12 protein-coding genes are annotated in these 15,345 nt (G+C 74.0%); 7 read left to right on the forward strand and 5 right to left on the reverse strand.

Annotated elements, in window-relative coordinates:
- Positions 1–121 precede the first annotated feature (121 nt).
- The 4 genes from EV383_RS08355 (at position 122) to EV383_RS08370 (ending at position 3,923) form a co-directional block, all read left to right on the forward strand.
- Positions 122–790 (forward strand): nitroreductase family protein, encoded by a 669-nt coding sequence (locus EV383_RS08355; protein ID WP_130289380.1) that lies wholly within the window; start codon positions 122–124, stop codon positions 788–790.
- Between the two features lie 2 nt (positions 791–792).
- Positions 793–2,421: a class I adenylate-forming enzyme family protein gene (locus tag EV383_RS08360; RefSeq protein WP_130289381.1), complete on the forward strand. Its 1,629-nt coding sequence runs from the start codon at positions 793–795 to the stop codon at positions 2,419–2,421.
- Between the two features lie 69 nt (positions 2,422–2,490).
- Positions 2,491–3,141, forward strand: coding sequence for a TetR/AcrR family transcriptional regulator (locus EV383_RS08365; protein ID WP_278044817.1), 651 nt, complete (start codon positions 2,491–2,493; stop codon positions 3,139–3,141).
- 44 nt (positions 3,142–3,185) lie between these two features.
- Positions 3,186–3,923, forward strand: coding sequence for an ankyrin repeat domain-containing protein (locus EV383_RS08370; RefSeq protein ID WP_130294100.1), 738 nt, complete (start codon positions 3,186–3,188; stop codon positions 3,921–3,923).
- A gap of 847 nt (positions 3,924–4,770) precedes the next feature.
- On the opposite strand, the gene EV383_RS08375 is transcribed toward EV383_RS08370, so the two are convergent.
- The 4 genes from EV383_RS08375 to EV383_RS08385 all read right to left on the reverse strand — a co-directional run bounded on the left by EV383_RS08375 (position 4,771) and on the right by EV383_RS08385 (position 11,877).
- On the reverse strand, positions 4,771–9,756 hold the full coding sequence (locus EV383_RS08375; RefSeq protein WP_242623427.1) for an ATP-dependent helicase: 4,986 nt from the start codon (positions 9,754–9,756) through the stop codon (positions 4,771–4,773).
- 65 nt (positions 9,757–9,821) lie between these two features.
- Positions 9,822–10,322: a hypothetical protein gene (locus EV383_RS08380; RefSeq protein ID WP_130289383.1), complete on the reverse strand. Its 501-nt coding sequence runs from the start codon at positions 10,320–10,322 to the stop codon at positions 9,822–9,824.
- A gap of 54 nt (positions 10,323–10,376) precedes the next feature.
- The gene (locus EV383_RS31080; protein ID WP_165438276.1) at positions 10,377–10,514 is read right to left on the reverse strand and encodes a hypothetical protein; all 138 of its coding nucleotides are present in this window, start codon (positions 10,512–10,514) and stop codon (positions 10,377–10,379) included.
- Positions 10,515–10,524: 10 nt separating this feature from the next.
- Positions 10,525–11,877 carry a CoA transferase gene (locus tag EV383_RS08385; RefSeq protein ID WP_165438277.1) on the reverse strand — a complete coding sequence of 451 codons (1,353 nt, stop codon included), beginning with the start codon at positions 11,875–11,877 and terminating at the stop codon, positions 10,525–10,527.
- A 45-nt stretch (positions 11,878–11,922) separates the two neighbouring features.
- On the opposite strand from EV383_RS08385, the gene EV383_RS31085 reads away from it, so the two are divergent.
- The 3 genes from EV383_RS31085 (at position 11,923) to EV383_RS32860 (ending at position 14,763) form a co-directional block, all read left to right on the forward strand.
- Positions 11,923–12,117, forward strand: a complete 195-nt coding sequence (locus tag EV383_RS31085; protein ID WP_165438278.1) for a DUF3046 domain-containing protein — start codon at positions 11,923–11,925, stop codon at positions 12,115–12,117.
- Positions 12,118–12,409: 292 nt separating this feature from the next.
- Positions 12,410–13,474, forward strand: coding sequence for a recombinase RecA (recA, locus tag EV383_RS08390; RefSeq protein WP_130289385.1), 1,065 nt, complete (start codon positions 12,410–12,412; stop codon positions 13,472–13,474).
- 2 nt (positions 13,475–13,476) lie between these two features.
- Complete coding sequence (locus EV383_RS32860; protein WP_130289386.1) at positions 13,477–14,763, forward strand: RecX family transcriptional regulator; 1,287 nt, start codon at positions 13,477–13,479, stop codon at positions 14,761–14,763.
- A gap of 43 nt (positions 14,764–14,806) precedes the next feature.
- On the opposite strand, the gene EV383_RS08400 is transcribed toward EV383_RS32860, so the two are convergent.
- Positions 14,807–15,316 carry a DinB family protein gene (locus EV383_RS08400; RefSeq protein WP_130289387.1) on the reverse strand — a complete coding sequence of 170 codons (510 nt, stop codon included), beginning with the start codon at positions 15,314–15,316 and terminating at the stop codon, positions 14,807–14,809.
- Between the last annotated feature and the right edge of the window lie 29 nt (positions 15,317–15,345).

Here is a 15,345-nt window from a genome sequence, read left to right on the forward strand (position 1 = left end):
TTCTCGTCTAACAGCGGTTAGGTGAGTCTGCTCCGAACAGCTCTTGACGGGCAAGCCCCGTGCCGACAGGCTCCCGATTCATACCTGACGGCCGGTAGTCGGTTCGACGAGGAGACGACAGATGGCGGCACTGACGCAAGCATCCACATCGGACCTGGCGACGGCCATGCGCACCACCGGCACGTGCCGCTACTTCCGGCCCGACCCGGTCCCGGACGAGGTGCTGCACTCCGCGTTCGACGACGCCCGCTTCGGCCCGCAGGGCGGCAACCGCCAGCCCGTGCGCTGGATCGTCGTCCGCTCGGCCGAGCGCAAGCAGGCCCTCGCCGACCTCTACCTGCCGATGTGGAAGGGCTACCTCGAGGCCGTCACCGGTGGCACCGTCGAGGCCAAGGCGCTGCCCCGCACGGTCGCCGACGCCGACCACTTCGCCGAGCACCTGGCCGACGCCCCCGCGATCGTCGTCGTCTGCGCGGAGCTCTCCGGGCTGCACCCGACCGACCACGAGCTCGGACGGCTCTCGGTCGTCGGCGGGGCGTCTATCTACCCGGTGATGCAGAACTTCTGCCTGTCGCTGCGGGCCCAGGGCGTCGCCTCGGCGGTGACCACGCTGCTGTGCCACCACGAGCCCGCGGTCCGGGAGCTGCTGGAGATCCCGGACGAGTTCATCACCGCCGCGCACGTCGCCGTCGGGTACCCGGAGAAGCCGTTCCCGACGAGGCTGACCCGCACCCCCGTCGCCGAGGCGGTGTCGTCGGAGACGTTCGGCACGCCGCTGTTCCGGAGCTGAGGATGTCCGACGTCCGCGACCCCGCCGCGCCGGGCGGCCCGCCCCCCGACGCCGCGGCGCACACGTCCGGCCTGGCCGCCCAGCACCGTGCCGCGATCGGCCGGGCCACTCTCGGCGACCAGCTGCGACGCCACGCCCGCACCCGCCCGGACAAGGTCGCCGTCGTCGGCTACGGCCCCGACGGGACCCGCACCGAGACCACCTACGCCGAGCTGGACGCCCGCGCCAACAGGTGGGCCCACCTGCTGCGGCGGCTCGGCGTCGCCCGCGGCGACCGCGTCGCGTCGATGGCGCGCAACTCGGTCGAGGTGATCGCGGCCTACTACGGCACGCTCAAGCTCGGGGCCGCGTTCACCGGCGTCAACGGGCTCTACCGGGAACGCGAGGTCGCCCACCAGCTCGGCCACGCCGAGCCGGTCGTGGTGCTGTCCGACCCGGCGTTCGCCGGGGTCGTCGCGGCCGCCGCACCGGCCGGAACGCTGCGGCTGACCTACGGCGACGACGCCGACGCCGCGCTGGCCGGGGAGCCGGCGACCGAGCCGGACGCCGACGTCGACGAGTCGTGCGTCGCGATGGTCGTCTACACCTCCGGGACCGAGGCCGCGCCCAAGGGCGTGCTGATCCCGCACCGCAACTACCTGATCTCCACCGCGCCCGCCTGGAGCTGGGGCGTGAACACCGGCCCGGACGACACGTGGCTGTTCGTGATGCCGTTCCACACCATCGCCGGGCTCGGCTCGATGACGACGCTGACGATGATGGGCGCGACGCTGGTGCTGCCGTCCACGGTGGAGCCCGGCCCGGCGCTGGAGATGATCGCCCGCGACCGCGTCACCGTGATCGCCCAGACGCCGACGTTCTACCTGGCCCTGACCGCGCAGCCCGGGTTCGGGCCGGACTCGGTCGGGCAGGTCCGGCGCGCCATGACCTACGGCGGGCAGGTCGCCCCGCACGCCGTCGACGCCTGGGCCGCGGCCGCGCCGGAGGTCGTCTGGGGCACCTACTGGGGGCAGTCGGAACTCTCGCAGCTGGGCACCGTCGGCTGGTTCCGCACGCTCGACGACATCCCGGGCGGCGACCCGTCGTGGATCGGGAAGCCGGTCACACACCTGGAGACCCGCGTCGTCGACGCCGAGGACCACGACGCCGAGGTCGGCGAGCTGATCTGCCGCTCGCCGTCGGTGATGCTGGGCTACCTCGGCGACCCCGAGCGGACGGCGGCGGTCTTCCGTGACGGCTGGGTGCGCACCGGGGACATGGTGCGCGTCGACGCCGACGGGAACCTGTTCTTCCACGACCGGCTCAAGGACATGATCAAGTCCGGCGGCATGAACGTGTCGTCGCAGGAGGTCGAGCGGGTGCTGCACACCCACCCCGGCGTGCTGCGGGCGGCGGTGGTCGGGATGCCCGACGCGTACTGGTCCGAGGCCGTGACGGCGTTCCTGGTGCCGCGGCCGGGGGAGTCCCCGGACCCGGACGAGGTGATCGCGTTCTGCCGCGAGCAGCTCGCGGTCTTCAAGGTGCCCAAGGCGGTGCACGTCGTCGAGGAGCTGCCGGTGGACCCGCAGGGCAAGATCCTCAAGCGGGAGCTGCGACGGCAGGGCGCGCCCGGCCCGGCGGCGGCACCGTGACGGCCCTCCGTACCGACGGCTGTGCGGTGGCGTTCGGCAGTGCGTGGCGTGTTCGGGTAGGGGCCCGTCGTGGGTGAGGCGGACGGCGCCGCCGTGCCGATGACCCGGGGCGCGCGGACGCGGCAGCGGCGTGAGGAGATCGTCGCCGCGGCCGCGCGGACGTTCGCCGAGCAGGGCTACGCCGCGGTCGGGATGCGCGAGATCGCCGACGCCGTCGGGGTGCGCGGGGCGAGCCTCTACCACCACTTCGCGTCCAAGGAGGAGATCCTCTACGCGGTCTGCCTGACCGTGACCCGGGAGCCGAACGAGGAGAACCTGCCGCTGCTCGACGCCGCCGGCACCCCGTCGCAGCGGCTCGCCGCCCTCGTCGACGGGCACCTGCGCCACCTGCACCGCCGCCGCACCGAGCACGTCGTCGGACTGCACGAGCTGGCCGCGCTGACACCCGGGCACCGGACCGAGATCGACGGCTACCGGCGCTACTACCAACGCCGCGTCCGGGACGTGATCACCGCCGGGATGCGGTCCGGGGAGTTCACGGTCCCGGACGCCCGGCTGGCCGCGTTCGCGGTGCTGGACATGCTCAACGGGCTGAGCAACTGGTTCCGCCCGGACCGCGACCTCGATCTCGACGCCGTCGTCTCCGGCTACGTCGACCTGGTCGTGGTGCGGATGCTCGGCGCCGCCCATTGCGCTTCCCCACAGGCCCCACGACCATGATTGTTCGTGCCGCCGTCGCCTGAGGAGGACCGCCCGTGGTGACCATGAACGTCGAGGACGAGCTCACCATCGAGGTCGTCACGGCCATCCGCGACGGTGACGTCGAGGAGCTGCGCGCGCTGCTCGAGGAGTGTCCGTGGCTGGCGAACGTGTGGATCGACGACGACGAGCCGACCGGCACCGCCCGCTCACTGCTGCACGTCCTCACCGACTGGCCCGGGCACTGCCCGCGCGGTGCCGAGACGGTCGCCGCGCTGGTCGAGGCGGGGTCGGTCGTCGACGTCCGGTTCCGCGGCGCGCACTCCGAGACACCCCTGCACTGGGCCGCGAGCTGCGACGACGTCGACGTGATCGACGCCCTGCTCGACGCCGGCGCCGACATCGAGATCTCCGGGGCGATCCTCGGCGGCGGGTCGCCGCTGGCCGACGCGTGCGGGTTCAAGCAGTGGAAGGCCGCACACCGGCTGATCGAGCGCGGGGCGCGGACGTCGCTGTTCGACGCCGCGACGCTCGGGCTGACCGACCGGGTCAGGACGGTGTGCGAGTCCGACCCGGCTCCCGGCGCCGACGAGGTGACGGCCGCGTTCTGGGGCGCCTGCCACGGTGGGCGCCGCGAGAGCGCGCAGTACCTGCTCGCCCGGGGCGCCGACCCGAACTGGCTCCCGCCGTGGGAACGGACCACGGCACTCGACGCCGCCGTCCGCGACGAGTCCGAGGACCTCGTGACCTGGCTGCGTGAGCAGGGCGCCCTCAGCGCGACCGACATCCCGGCCGGCCCGTAGACACGCCGTGATCGAGCGTCACGACGTGGTTGCGCGAACCGCCGGAACGTGACGCTCGGCCGGGGGTCGGGCGTCACGCACTGGCTGTGCCGATCGAGCGTCACGGAACGGTCACGCGAGTCGCCGGAACGTGACGCTCGGGCCGGGAGCGGCGCCGGCGCCGGCGAAACCGGGTCGTGCGAGTTGCCACCGTGTGCCGCCCGGCCCGGGGATCGGATCGGGCGTCACGAATCGGCTGCGCGGATCGCCAGTACGTGACGTTCGGCCCGGGGTCGGCGATCGGGCGTCACGACATGGTCGTGCGCGTCGCCGGAACGTGACGCTCGATCGGCGATGTCGCTGCCGACGGTCGTCCGGAGTGCCCGATGCCGGCCCGCCGCCGGTCGTGCCCCCTCTTCGTGAACGCGCGGTGATCCGGAGTTCGCGCGCGGATCCGGTATCCGCGCGCATCCGGACGCGCGCGTTCACCGGTTTCCCGCGCGAACCGGGGATCATCGGTGCGGGTCCGTCCCCGGACCGGGCCGCGACCGACAGGGCGACGGCACGTGCCCGCAGACGCCCCGACGGCAGACGCCCCCCGACGGCGGGTGCTGCGACGGCGGGTGCTGCGACAACGGCTGCTCCGACGTCAGGTGCCCCGGCGTCGGGTGCCCCGACCGCAGGCGCCATACCCGCTGGCCCCCGCATACAGGCGCGCCGATGGGGCATGGACGAGGCCGGCCCGCCCGAACCCGTTCTCATCCGTCGCGTCGTCCCGGGGTCTGAGGCGTATCCGGGGCCTGAGGCGTCCCGGAGCTGGGGCGTCCTGGAGCCGTGGCTGTCCGGTGCCGCCATCGGCGACCGGTGCTCAGGCCCGTAGGCGCAGTCCCTTCGGGGTGACCCGGAAGCCGGCCTCGGTGAGGACGTCGGCCAGGTCCGACCCGAGCGAGTTCTCCCCGTCCGCCCGCTCGACGGCGAGCGATCCGAGCCATCCCTCGTGCACGGCCCCGGCGAGGGCGTCGGCGCCGGCACGCAGGTCGTCGTGGTCGTCGGTGAACGACAGCAGCGACTTGCCGCCCCGCTCCACGTAGAGCGCCGGAGCGCCCTCGACCAGGACGACGAGCGCGCCCGCCTTGCGGCCCGGACGGTGCTTGACCTCGCCGATCTTGTCCGGCCACGGCAGCGCCGCGCCGTAGGGCTGCGCCGGGTCGGCGGCGGCGAGGACCACCCGGGTCCGGGACCGCCATGCCTCCTGCGGACTGCGTGCCGGCGCCCCGAACCCGGCACCGTCGTCGAACTCGTCGAAGCGGCCGTGACTGCCGCCGAACGGGCTCACCCCGGCGAGGTCGTCGGGCACGTCGTCCGGGTCCACGCCGCCCCCGTCCGGGTCGAGAGAGTCCGGGTCGAGGGAGTCCGGGGACGCAGCGCCGGGGACGACCGGACCGGTCGGGCCGCCCCGGCCACCGGAGCCGCTGCCCGCGGCGCTCGCGCGGGCCGACGGCCCGGCGGAGTCGGCCATCGCGCGGACCCGGTCGATCGCGCCCGGCACCGCGAACTGCGCCGCGCCGAGCCCCTCCACGATGTAGCCGCGGCGGCAGCGGCCGGACTCCTCCATCGCACGTAGCACCCGGTACACGGCGGCGAACCCGCCGGAGACCCTCTCGGTGCCCAGCGCACCCCGGGTCAGCACCCCGTGCCGTTCCAGGAACGCCTCGGCCTTGGCGTGCGCGCGCCGGGTCGCGTCCGGCTCCCGGACCACCGCGACCGACCAGCGCCCGCCGACCGACGGCGGACCGGTCCGGCTCGGCATCGACGGCCGACCCGCCCGCATCTGCGCATAGCGCCCCCGCGACGGACGGCGCGCGGTCTTGTGCGCACCACCGCCGCGCTTGCTCCCCGACGCCCCGAGCCGCGCACGCAGGGGTCCGAGCGTGTCGTTGGTCAGCGCACCGGCCCAGACCAGGTCCCAGATCGCGGCGACCATGTCCTCGTCGCCGGCCGAGGGCTCCTCCTGCTCGCGCAGGATCTGCCCGGCCCGGGTGGCGAGCTCGCGGAAGAACAGCGCGCCCCCACCGGTGGCGGCCTCGGACTCCGGATCGGTGAGCTGGTCGGGGTCCGACACCCCGAGGGCGGCCAGGACGGCGCGGTGGATCGGCGATCCGGCGGTGTCCAGGTCGGCCTCGGGCAGCAGGAGGTCGGCGACGTCGGCCGGGGCCAGCGCGAGCCAGCCGTCCTGCCCCGACAGCGCACCGCAGCCCGACCACGTGACCTCGCCGGCGGCGGTGAGCTCGTCGAGCAGCGCGGGGGAGTACCCGGGCAGCCGTGCGGGCAGGATGAGCGACTCCACGGCGCTGGCCGGCAACGGCGCGCCGGCCAGCTGCTCCACCACGCCGAGCACGTCCTCGGGGCCCGGGGCGCGCCGGAACCGCCCGCGCTTCTCCCCACCGGAGCGGACCTGCACGCCCTGCCAGGCCGGCAGGAACCGGCCCAGCGCACGCTGCTCGACCGGCTCGACCTCGGAGCGCAGCCGGGCCAGCGACGCACGCCGCAGCCGTCGCAGCACCTCGGCGTCGCAGAACTCGATCTCCGACGGTCCGCCCCCCGCCGGCTGCGACGCCTGCGGGCGCAGCTCGCCGCGGGCCAGGCGGCCGCTGCCGGTCATCCGGTCCAGCACGCCGGACACGACGGCGACGCCGAGCCCGAACCGCGCCGCGCACTCCGCGGCGGTGAACGGACCGTGGGTGCGGGCGTAGCGCAGGATCAGGTCCCCGAGAGGGTCGGCGACCGGCTCGGTGAACGCCTCCGGGACGCCGACCGGCAGTGCCGCGCCGAGCGCGTCGCGGATCTTGCCAGCGTCCTCGATCGCGATCCAGCGCTGCTCGCCGGCGATCCGCACCTTCAGGGCGCGTCGCGCGGTCTCGAGCTGGGTGAACCACTCCGGCGCCGCACCACGGGCCCGGCCCTCGTCGAGGGACAGGTCGCCGACGAAGCGCAGCAGGTCGGCGAGGCCCTCGGCGTCGCGGGCGTGCCGGTCGGCCGCGGTGCGCTGCAGGGCCTCCTCGACCTCGGTGAGGACCTCGGGGTCGAGCAGCTCCCGGATCGCCTCCGAGCCGAGCAGCTCGGAGAGCAGCGTCGAGTCCAGCGACAGGGCGGCGGCGCGGCGCTCGGCCAGCGGCGCGTCGGCCTCGTAGAGGAACATCCCGACGTAGCCGAACAGCAGGCTGCGCGCGAACGGTGACGGTGACGGCGACTCGACCTCGGCGACCTTCACCTTGCGCGAGGCCACGTCGCTCATCAGCTCACGCAGACCGGGCAGGTCGTAGACGTCCTGCACGCACTCGCGCATCGCCTCGAGCGTGATCGGGAACTGCTCGTACTTCCCGGCCACGGACAGCAGCTGCGCCGACTTCTGCCGCTGCTGCCACAGCGGGCTGCGGCGCTTCGGGTCGCGCCGGGGCAGCAGCAGCGCCCGCGCCGCGCACTCGCGGAACCGGGAGGCGAACAGCGCCGACCCGCCCAACTCGGAGACCACGATCTGCTCGATCTCGGCCGGTTCGAGCAGCACGTCCTCGGCGGTCGGCATCACCTCGTTCCCGGCGTCGTCGACGGCGTCGGGCAGCCGCAGGACGATCCCGTCGTCGGCGCCGGACGCGCTCACCTCGACGCCGCGCTTCTCCCGCATCCGGGCCGCGATCGCCAGCGCCCACGGGCCGTTGACCTGCGCGCCGAACGGGGAGTGCACGACCAGGCGCCAGTCGCCGAGCTCGTCGCGAAAACGCTCGACGAGGATCGTGCGGTCGCTGGGCACGTGCCGGGTGGCCTCGCGCTGCTCGCGCAGGTAGGCGAGCAGGTTGTCGCACGCCCACTCGTCGAGACCGGCCTTCGCGGCCCGTTCGCGCGCGTCGGCGTCACCGAGACCGGACATCTCACGGACGAACGCCCCGATCGCGCGGCCCAACTCCAGCGGGCGGCCGATCGACTCGCCCTTCCAGAACGGCATCCGCGCCGGCACCCCGGGCGCCGGGGTGACGATCACGCGGTCGTGGGTGATGTCCTCGACCCGCCAGCTCGACGTGCCGAGCAGGAACGTGTCCCCGACCCGGGACTCGTAGACCATCTCCTCGTCCAGCTCACCGACCCGCGAGCCCGCGCCGTCGGCGCCGCCGGGCGTCATCACCGTGAACAGCCCGCGGTCGGGGATCGTGCCGCCGGAGGTGACCGCGAGCCGCTGCGCGCCGGGGCGTCCCGCCAGCTCGTCGGTGACCCGGTCCCACGTGATCCGGGCCCGCAGCTCGCCGAACTCCTCGGACGGGTAGCGCCCGGCCAGCATGTCGAGTACCGAGTGCAGCGCCGAGTCCGGCAGCGCCGCGAACGGCGCCGCGCGCCGCACGAGCGCCGACAGTGCCGAGAGCGACCACGGCTCCAGCGCGACCATCGCCACGATCTGCTGGGCCAGCACGTCGAGCGGGTTGCGGGGGTAGCGCAGCGACTCGATCGAGCCGGACCCCATCCGCTCGGCGACGACGGCGCAGGACACGAGGTCGCCCCGGAACTTCGGGAACACCACTCCCTCGGAGACCGCACCCACCTGGTGACCGGCCCGGCCGACCCGCTGCAGCCCGGACGCGACGCTCGGCGGCGCCTCGATCTGCACCACCAGGTCGACCGCGCCCATGTCGATGCCCAGCTCCAGGCTGGACGTGGCGACCACGCACGGCAGAACCCCGGACTTGAGCTCCTCCTCGACCATCGTGCGCTGGTCGCGCGACATCGACCCGTGGTGTGCCTTGGCCACCGTGGGCGGCGCCCCGCCGCCGACGCCGGCCTGCCCGACAGCCTCGGCAGGGAACGCGGGCGGCGGCACGGACGCGTCGAGGTCGGTGGGCTCCTGCTGCTGCTCGGCCTCCTCGGCGGCGAGCTCGTTGAGTCGCGAGGTCAGGCGTTCGGCCAGACGCCGGGAGTTGGAGAACACGATCGTCGAGCGGTGCGCGCGGACCAGTTCGAGCAGGCGCTGCTCGACCGCGGGCCAGATCGAGGGCTTCTGCGCGGTCCCGGCCGCGGAGCCGACGACCTCCTCGTCGGTGCTGCCGGGCGCGGGACGCTCGTCGAGCGCGGCCAGGTCCGGCACCGGGACCTGCACCGCGACGTTGATGGTCTTGGCCGTCTTCGGCTGGACGATCTCCACCGGGCGGGTGCCGGAGAGGAACGTCGACACCTCGTCCACCGGGCGGACCGTGGCCGAGAGCCCGATCCGCTGCGGCGTCGTCTCGACGATCTCCTCGAGCCGTTCCAGCGACAGCGCCAGGTGCGCGCCGCGTTTGGTGCCGGCCACCGCGTGCACCTCGTCGACGATGATCGTCCGCACCCCGCGCAACGACTCCCGCGCGGCGGAGGTGAGCAGCAGGAACAGCGACTCCGGCGTCGTGACCAGCACGTCCGGAGGGGTGCGCGCGAACTGGCGGCGCTCGTCGGCCGGGGTGTCGCCGGTGCGCTGGCCGACCGTGATGTCCGGGACGGGCTCGCCGAGGCGCTGCGCGGCCTGCCGGATCCCGGTCAGCGGGGAGCGCAGGTTGCGCTGCACGTCCACCGCTAGCGCCTTGAGCGGGGAGACGTAGAGGACGCGGCAGCGGTGCTTCGGCTCGTCGGGCACCGGCTCGGAGGCGAGGCGGTCGAGCGCCCAGAGGAACGCGGCGAGCGTCTTGCCGGACCCGGTCGGCGCGACGACCAGGGCGTTGCGCCCGGCCTGGGCGGCGGTCCAGGCGCCCTCCTGAGCGGCGGTGGGCGCGGCGAAGGCCCCCTCGAACCACTGACGGGTGGCGGGGGAGAAGCCCTCGAGTGCACTCACGGTCCCCATCATGCGCCGGGGGTCCGACAGTTTCCCGCCGGCCGCCTCCGCGGCGGGCGGTTCCGTGGAAGGGCTCAGGTGCCGTCGTGCAGCGCGCGGGCCCAGCCGGTGTCGTCGTCCCCGTAGAGCGCGCTGAGCGCGGCGACGGTCCAGACCAGGCTGGCCAGGAAGTCGTCGCCGAGGGCGTCGATGTAGTGCGAGGTCTCCTGCGCACCGTCGAGGGACTGCAGCGGCGGGATCGTGTAGCGGGCACGGGAGCGGTAGCGGGGACCCATGTTCGTGCCGATCCAGTCCAGCGCGCGGTCGACCCGGTCGGTCTCGGACTCCAGCGCCACCCGCGCGGCGTCGATCCAGTCGGCCAGCACGAGGAAGGCCAGCGACCAGCCGGGAGGGGCCTCGGAGTCGGCGAAGTCGGCGTCGATCGCGGTGAGCTTGCGCAGGGCGAGACGCGCCGGGTCCGGCTCGTGGCTCGACAGCGTGTCCCGGACGGCCTGCTCGAGCTCGTCCGCGACGATCGCGTAGGCGTTGAGCAGGGCGGGGTCGTCCTGCCGGTCGGCTCTGCTCGTGCGTGCCATCGACGGCCTCCTCGGTGCTGGTGCCTCTCCGGCGGGCGAGCCTAGCCAGGCCGTTCAGCGCTTGCGGTACTGCATCCAGAGACGTATCAGGCCCGCGAGCGAGGCGAGCAGCGCCACGACGATCACGATCCGTCCGAGCGGCGAGCTCAGCCCGGTGGGATCAGCCTGTGCGAACAGCAGGAGATCGGACATATCACCCACGCTACGCGGGGTCGCCGGTGTCCGGCCAGGACGCGTCGGCGGTGCCGTAGGACGGCGGTGGAGCCGGCCAGTGCAGGTCGCGGCCGCCGACCCGCCCCGGCGGGGAGACCAGGGTGAGGCCGCCGTCGGGGGCGTCGACCCGCTCGGTGAACGCTGCCGGACCGGGGTCGGTGACCGGGCTCGGTTCCCCCGTGCGGGGCAGCGACTGCAGCCACGCCGCCGTCGCGGCCAGCGACAGCCGGACGTGCGGGGTACCGCCGTGGTGTCGCTGCGACGTCAGCGCGAGCGCCGCACCGGCCGCGGCCAGGTGACCGGTCGCGTGGTCGAGGAGCTGGGCGGGCAGCGCACCGGGCGGGGTGTCCGGGTCGGAATCGGCGCGCTCGGTCTCGCCGATCCCGCACGCGGCCTGGACCAGGCTGTCGAACCCGCGCCGATGCGCCCACGGCCCGCGGTGGCCCCATGCGGACAGCGTCACCACGACGAGCCCGGGAAACCGCTCGGCGAGCGTCTCCGGGGCGAGCCCGAACCGGTCCAGTGCGCCGGGCCGGTATCCGGTGACGACCACGTCCGCACCGGCCAGCAGCGTCGTGAGCCGGTCCCCGGAGCGGGCGAGGTCGAGCAGCGCGCTGCGTTTGCCGGGCAGCATGTCCCAGACCTGCAGCGGGATCTCCGGGCGGTCCGGCGGGTCCAGGCGGAGCACGTCCGCACCGTGCGCGGCGAGCGTCCGGGTCGCGACCGGCCCGGCGATCACCCGGGTCAGGTCCAGTACCCGCGCCCGCCGCGACGGCCGGGGTGCGGCCGGTCCGAGGTCGCGCCGTTCGACCAGGGGCGACGCCGCCGCGGCCACGCCGGCCGGGTGGGTCCGCCAGGTCCCCTCGTCGCGGACGGCGGCCGCCACCCCTCCGGCTCCGTGCAGTGCCGCCTCCAGCTCCTCGCCGGTGCGTGCGGAGATCTGATCGCGGATCTCGTCGGGTCCGGTGTCGGCGGAGAGGTCGAGGACGTGCCGGGCCGCCGCGCGGTGCCACGGGTAGTTGGCGTGCAGCCGCAGCCAGCCGTCGGCGGTGCGGTGGAACGCCGAGAGCGGGTCGAACGGATCGCCGGGGGAGCTGCCGTCGATCCGGAGCAGGCGTTCGCTGCGCACCGCCGTCGCGGCGTGGCGGCTGTCCAGCTCGACGTCCGGCCGTGTGTCCGCGGTGCAGGCCAGCAGTGCCGCGCCGGTGGCGGCGACCGCGGCGCCGGTCACCGGGAACCGGGAGCGCAACGCGTGGTCCGGGCCGGTCAGGGTGATCCGGCGCAGGTCGTCCGGGTCGCCGCCGAGGGCGTCCCAGACCGAGGCCAGGAGCTGATCGCGCACGGCGTCAGTCTGCCCGGGCCCGGAGCCGGTGGTTACCCTCGATGCGTGCGAATGAGCCAGTTCCGGGGACTGATGGAGGACGAGTTCGGCGCCCTGCGGGCCGGCTCGCTGGCCCGTGACCACGTCTTCTCCGCCCTCGACGGGCAGACCGTGGACGAGGCCATCGAGTCCGGGACCGACCTGCGCCGGATCTGGCGCGCGGTCTGCGACGCCTACGACGTGCCGCCCGCCCGGCGCTGAGCCCGGCCGGTCACGGCGCCGGGTCGGCGCCTGCAGGTGGACCCGCGGACCGCTCGGCGCGACCGGGTGTCCGATCGGCGTGTCGGCGTGACATCTCGAACGTGCGTTCGTATAGCGTGTTGTCCACAACGTGATGCGGCCATCCACAGACCGTGATCCGACCGGCGGAACTGTCGGTGCGACCCCATACGGTTGTCCCGTGGCTCCCCGCAAGACGGCGGCATCGCCGGCACAGCAGACACCAGCACGGCAGACCAGAGCATCCGATGGCAGATCAGCGAGGTGGCAAGAGATGAGCACTCCGGACCGCGAGAAGGCGCTGGAACTCGCCCTCGCCCAGATCGAGAAGAACCACGGCAAGGGCTCGGTGATGCGCCTGGGTGACGACAACCGTCCGCCCGTCAGCGCCATCCCGACCGGCTCCATCGCCCTCGACGTCGCGCTCGGCGTGGGCGGCCTGCCCCGCGGCCGCGTCATCGAGATCTACGGCCCGGAGTCCAGCGGTAAGACCACGGTCGCGCTGCACGCGGTGGCCAGTGCCCAGGCCGCAGGCGGGATCGCCGCGTTCATCGACGCCGAGCACGCGCTCGACCCGGAGTACGCCAAGGCGCTCGGGGTGAACACCGACGACCTGCTGGTCTCCCAGCCCGACACCGGTGAGCAGGCGCTGGAGATCGCGGACATGCTGATCCGCTCCGGTGCGCTGGACATCATCGTGATCGACTCGGTCGCCGCGCTGGTGCCCCGTGCCGAGATCGAGGGCGAGATGGGCGACAGCCACGTCGGCCTGCAGGCCCGGCTGATGAGCCAGGCCCTGCGGAAGATCACCGGTGCGCTGAGCACCTCGGGCACCACGATGATCTTCATCAACCAGCTGCGCGAGAAGATCGGCGTGATGTTCGGGTCCCCGGAGACCACGACCGGCGGCAAGGCGCTGAAGTTCTACGCCTCGGTGCGCCTGGACATCCGGCGGATCGAGACCCTCAAGGACGGCACCGACATGGTCGGCAGCCGGACCCGGGTCAAGGTCGTCAAGAACAAGGTCGCGCCGCCGTTCAAGCAGGCGGAGTTCGACGTGCTCTACGGCGTCGGCATCAGCCGAGAGGGCTCGCTGATCGACGTCGGCGTCGAGCACGGGATCATCCGCAAGTCCGGTGCCTGGTACACCTACGAGGGCGACCAGATGGGGCAGGGCAAGGAGAACGCCCGCAAGTTCCTGAAGGAGAACCCGGACGTCTCGGCCGAGGTCGAGAAGCGGATCAAGGAGAAGCTCGGCATCGGGCCGGTGCTCGACGCCGATCCCACCGTCGCTGCCGCTGCCCAGGCCGAGCCCCTGCCGGCCCCGGTCGACTTCTGAGCGTGACACCTCCGGACGCGGTGCCGGAGGCCGAGCCCGACGCACTCGTCGAGAGGACGCGTCGGGACGGTCCTCCGGCGTTCGCGGACTTCACCGGTCTGGACCCCGACGAGGGCAGGGCCGCCTCGGTCGCCACGTTCGACGACCTCGGCGAGCCCGGCACCGCGACGTCGGTCCGCCCGGACCTGCTGGGCCGTGAGGACGCCGACGGCGACACACACGACCACGACACGCAGGACATGGCGTCGTTCGGCGGCCCCGACGAGGCGTTCGCCGACGAGACGTTCGTCGACCAGACGTCCGCCGACGGGGCCGGGAAGTCCGGCGGTCCGGTGGGGGTTCGCACCGCGAGCCTGGACGACCTGTCCGGGAGTGGGGACGACGAGGACGACCAGAGCGGTGGCGACGGCGCAGCCGGCGTCCGCGTGGCGAGTTTCGACGGCCGGCGGCCGCGTTCGGGTCGATCGCCCCGCTCGGGATCGGACCGTTCCCGGGCCACGGCCCGCCGCACGTCGACGACGCGTGGTGCGGCCTCGGGCCGCGGGGTCTCGGATGGTCCGGTCCCGGACGGGCGGGTCTCGGACGGCGCGGTCGCAGGCGTCCGCGCACCGGACGATGCCGCGGCCGAACCGGACGGCGGAGAGTCCGGGCGCTCGGGCCGGTCGGCGCGATCGGGCGGGTCCGGATTCGGCGGACGCGGTGGCGGGCGGACGAAGCGTGACGGCGGATCGTCGCGCGGCGGTCGTGGCGGGGGAGGGCTCTCGTTCAGCCCGCAGGACGACGAGGCGCGGGCGAAGGAGGTCTGTCTCCGGCTGCTCACCGACCGGGCCCGTACCGTGCAGGAGCTCTCCCAGGCGTTGCGCCGCAAGGAGATCCCCGACGAGGTGGCGCAGAAGGTCCTGGAGCGCTTCGACGAGGTCGGCCTGGTCGACGACGAGGCGTTCGCCGGGCAGTGGGTCCGTTCCCGGCACAAGCAGCGCGGCCTCGGCAAGCGCGCCATCGCCGCCGAGCTGCACCGCAAGGGCGTGGCCAAGGAGATCGCGGACGAGGCACTGACCGAGATCGACGCCGAGTCCGAGGAGGCCCGGGCCCGCGAGCTCGTCGACCGCAAGCTCCGTACCGTACCGATCGGCACGAAGGAGCAGCGCGTGACCGCGGCCCGCCGTCTGGTCGGCATGCTCGCCCGCAAGGGCTACGGCGGCAACATCGCCTACCGGGTCGTCAAGGAGGCCATCGCCGAGCACGGCGCCGACCCCGACGAGCTGGGCGAGGGCCCCGTCGACGACTGAGCCCGGCGACGAGGGTGGTGGCCGGTGTCGCGGGCAGGCGGGCTCAGCGCCCGGTCGCCCCGTCGATCTGCTCGCGCAGGATGTCGGCGTGCCCGGCGTGCCGGCCGGTCTCCTCGATCATGTGCACCAGCAGCCACCGCATCGACGGGGCCGACGTCTTCCGGGGCGGCAGGGGCGCGGGCAGCGCCAGGTCGTCGTAGGTCGCGATGACCTCGTTCGCGCGACGCACCACGTCCCGGTAGGCGGCGAAAAGCTCCTCGGGCGTCTCGCCGGGAGCGGGGCGATGGGTCGCGGCCCAGTTCCGGACGTCGACCCCCAGGAAGTAGGAGCCCTCGACCGCGGTCAGGTGCTTGACCAGCCCCAGAACGCTGGTGCCGGAAGGGACGCCGGGTGTGCGTACCTGCGGGTCCGGCGCTCCCTCCGCCTTGGCCGCGACGGCGTCGCGCAGGTAGTCCAGGAACCCGAGCAGGACCGACTTCTCGTCGCCGGCGGTCTGCGGAGGCTTGGTGTCCGTGCGACGCGCCCGGCGTGCGGACGTGATCTCGGGCGGCATGGTGTGACTCCGTTCGGTGGATCGGGGCT

The sequence above is a fragment of the Pseudonocardia sediminis genome (assembly GCF_004217185.1).
Classification (GTDB): Bacteria; Actinomycetota; Actinomycetes; order Mycobacteriales; family Pseudonocardiaceae; genus Pseudonocardia; species Pseudonocardia sediminis.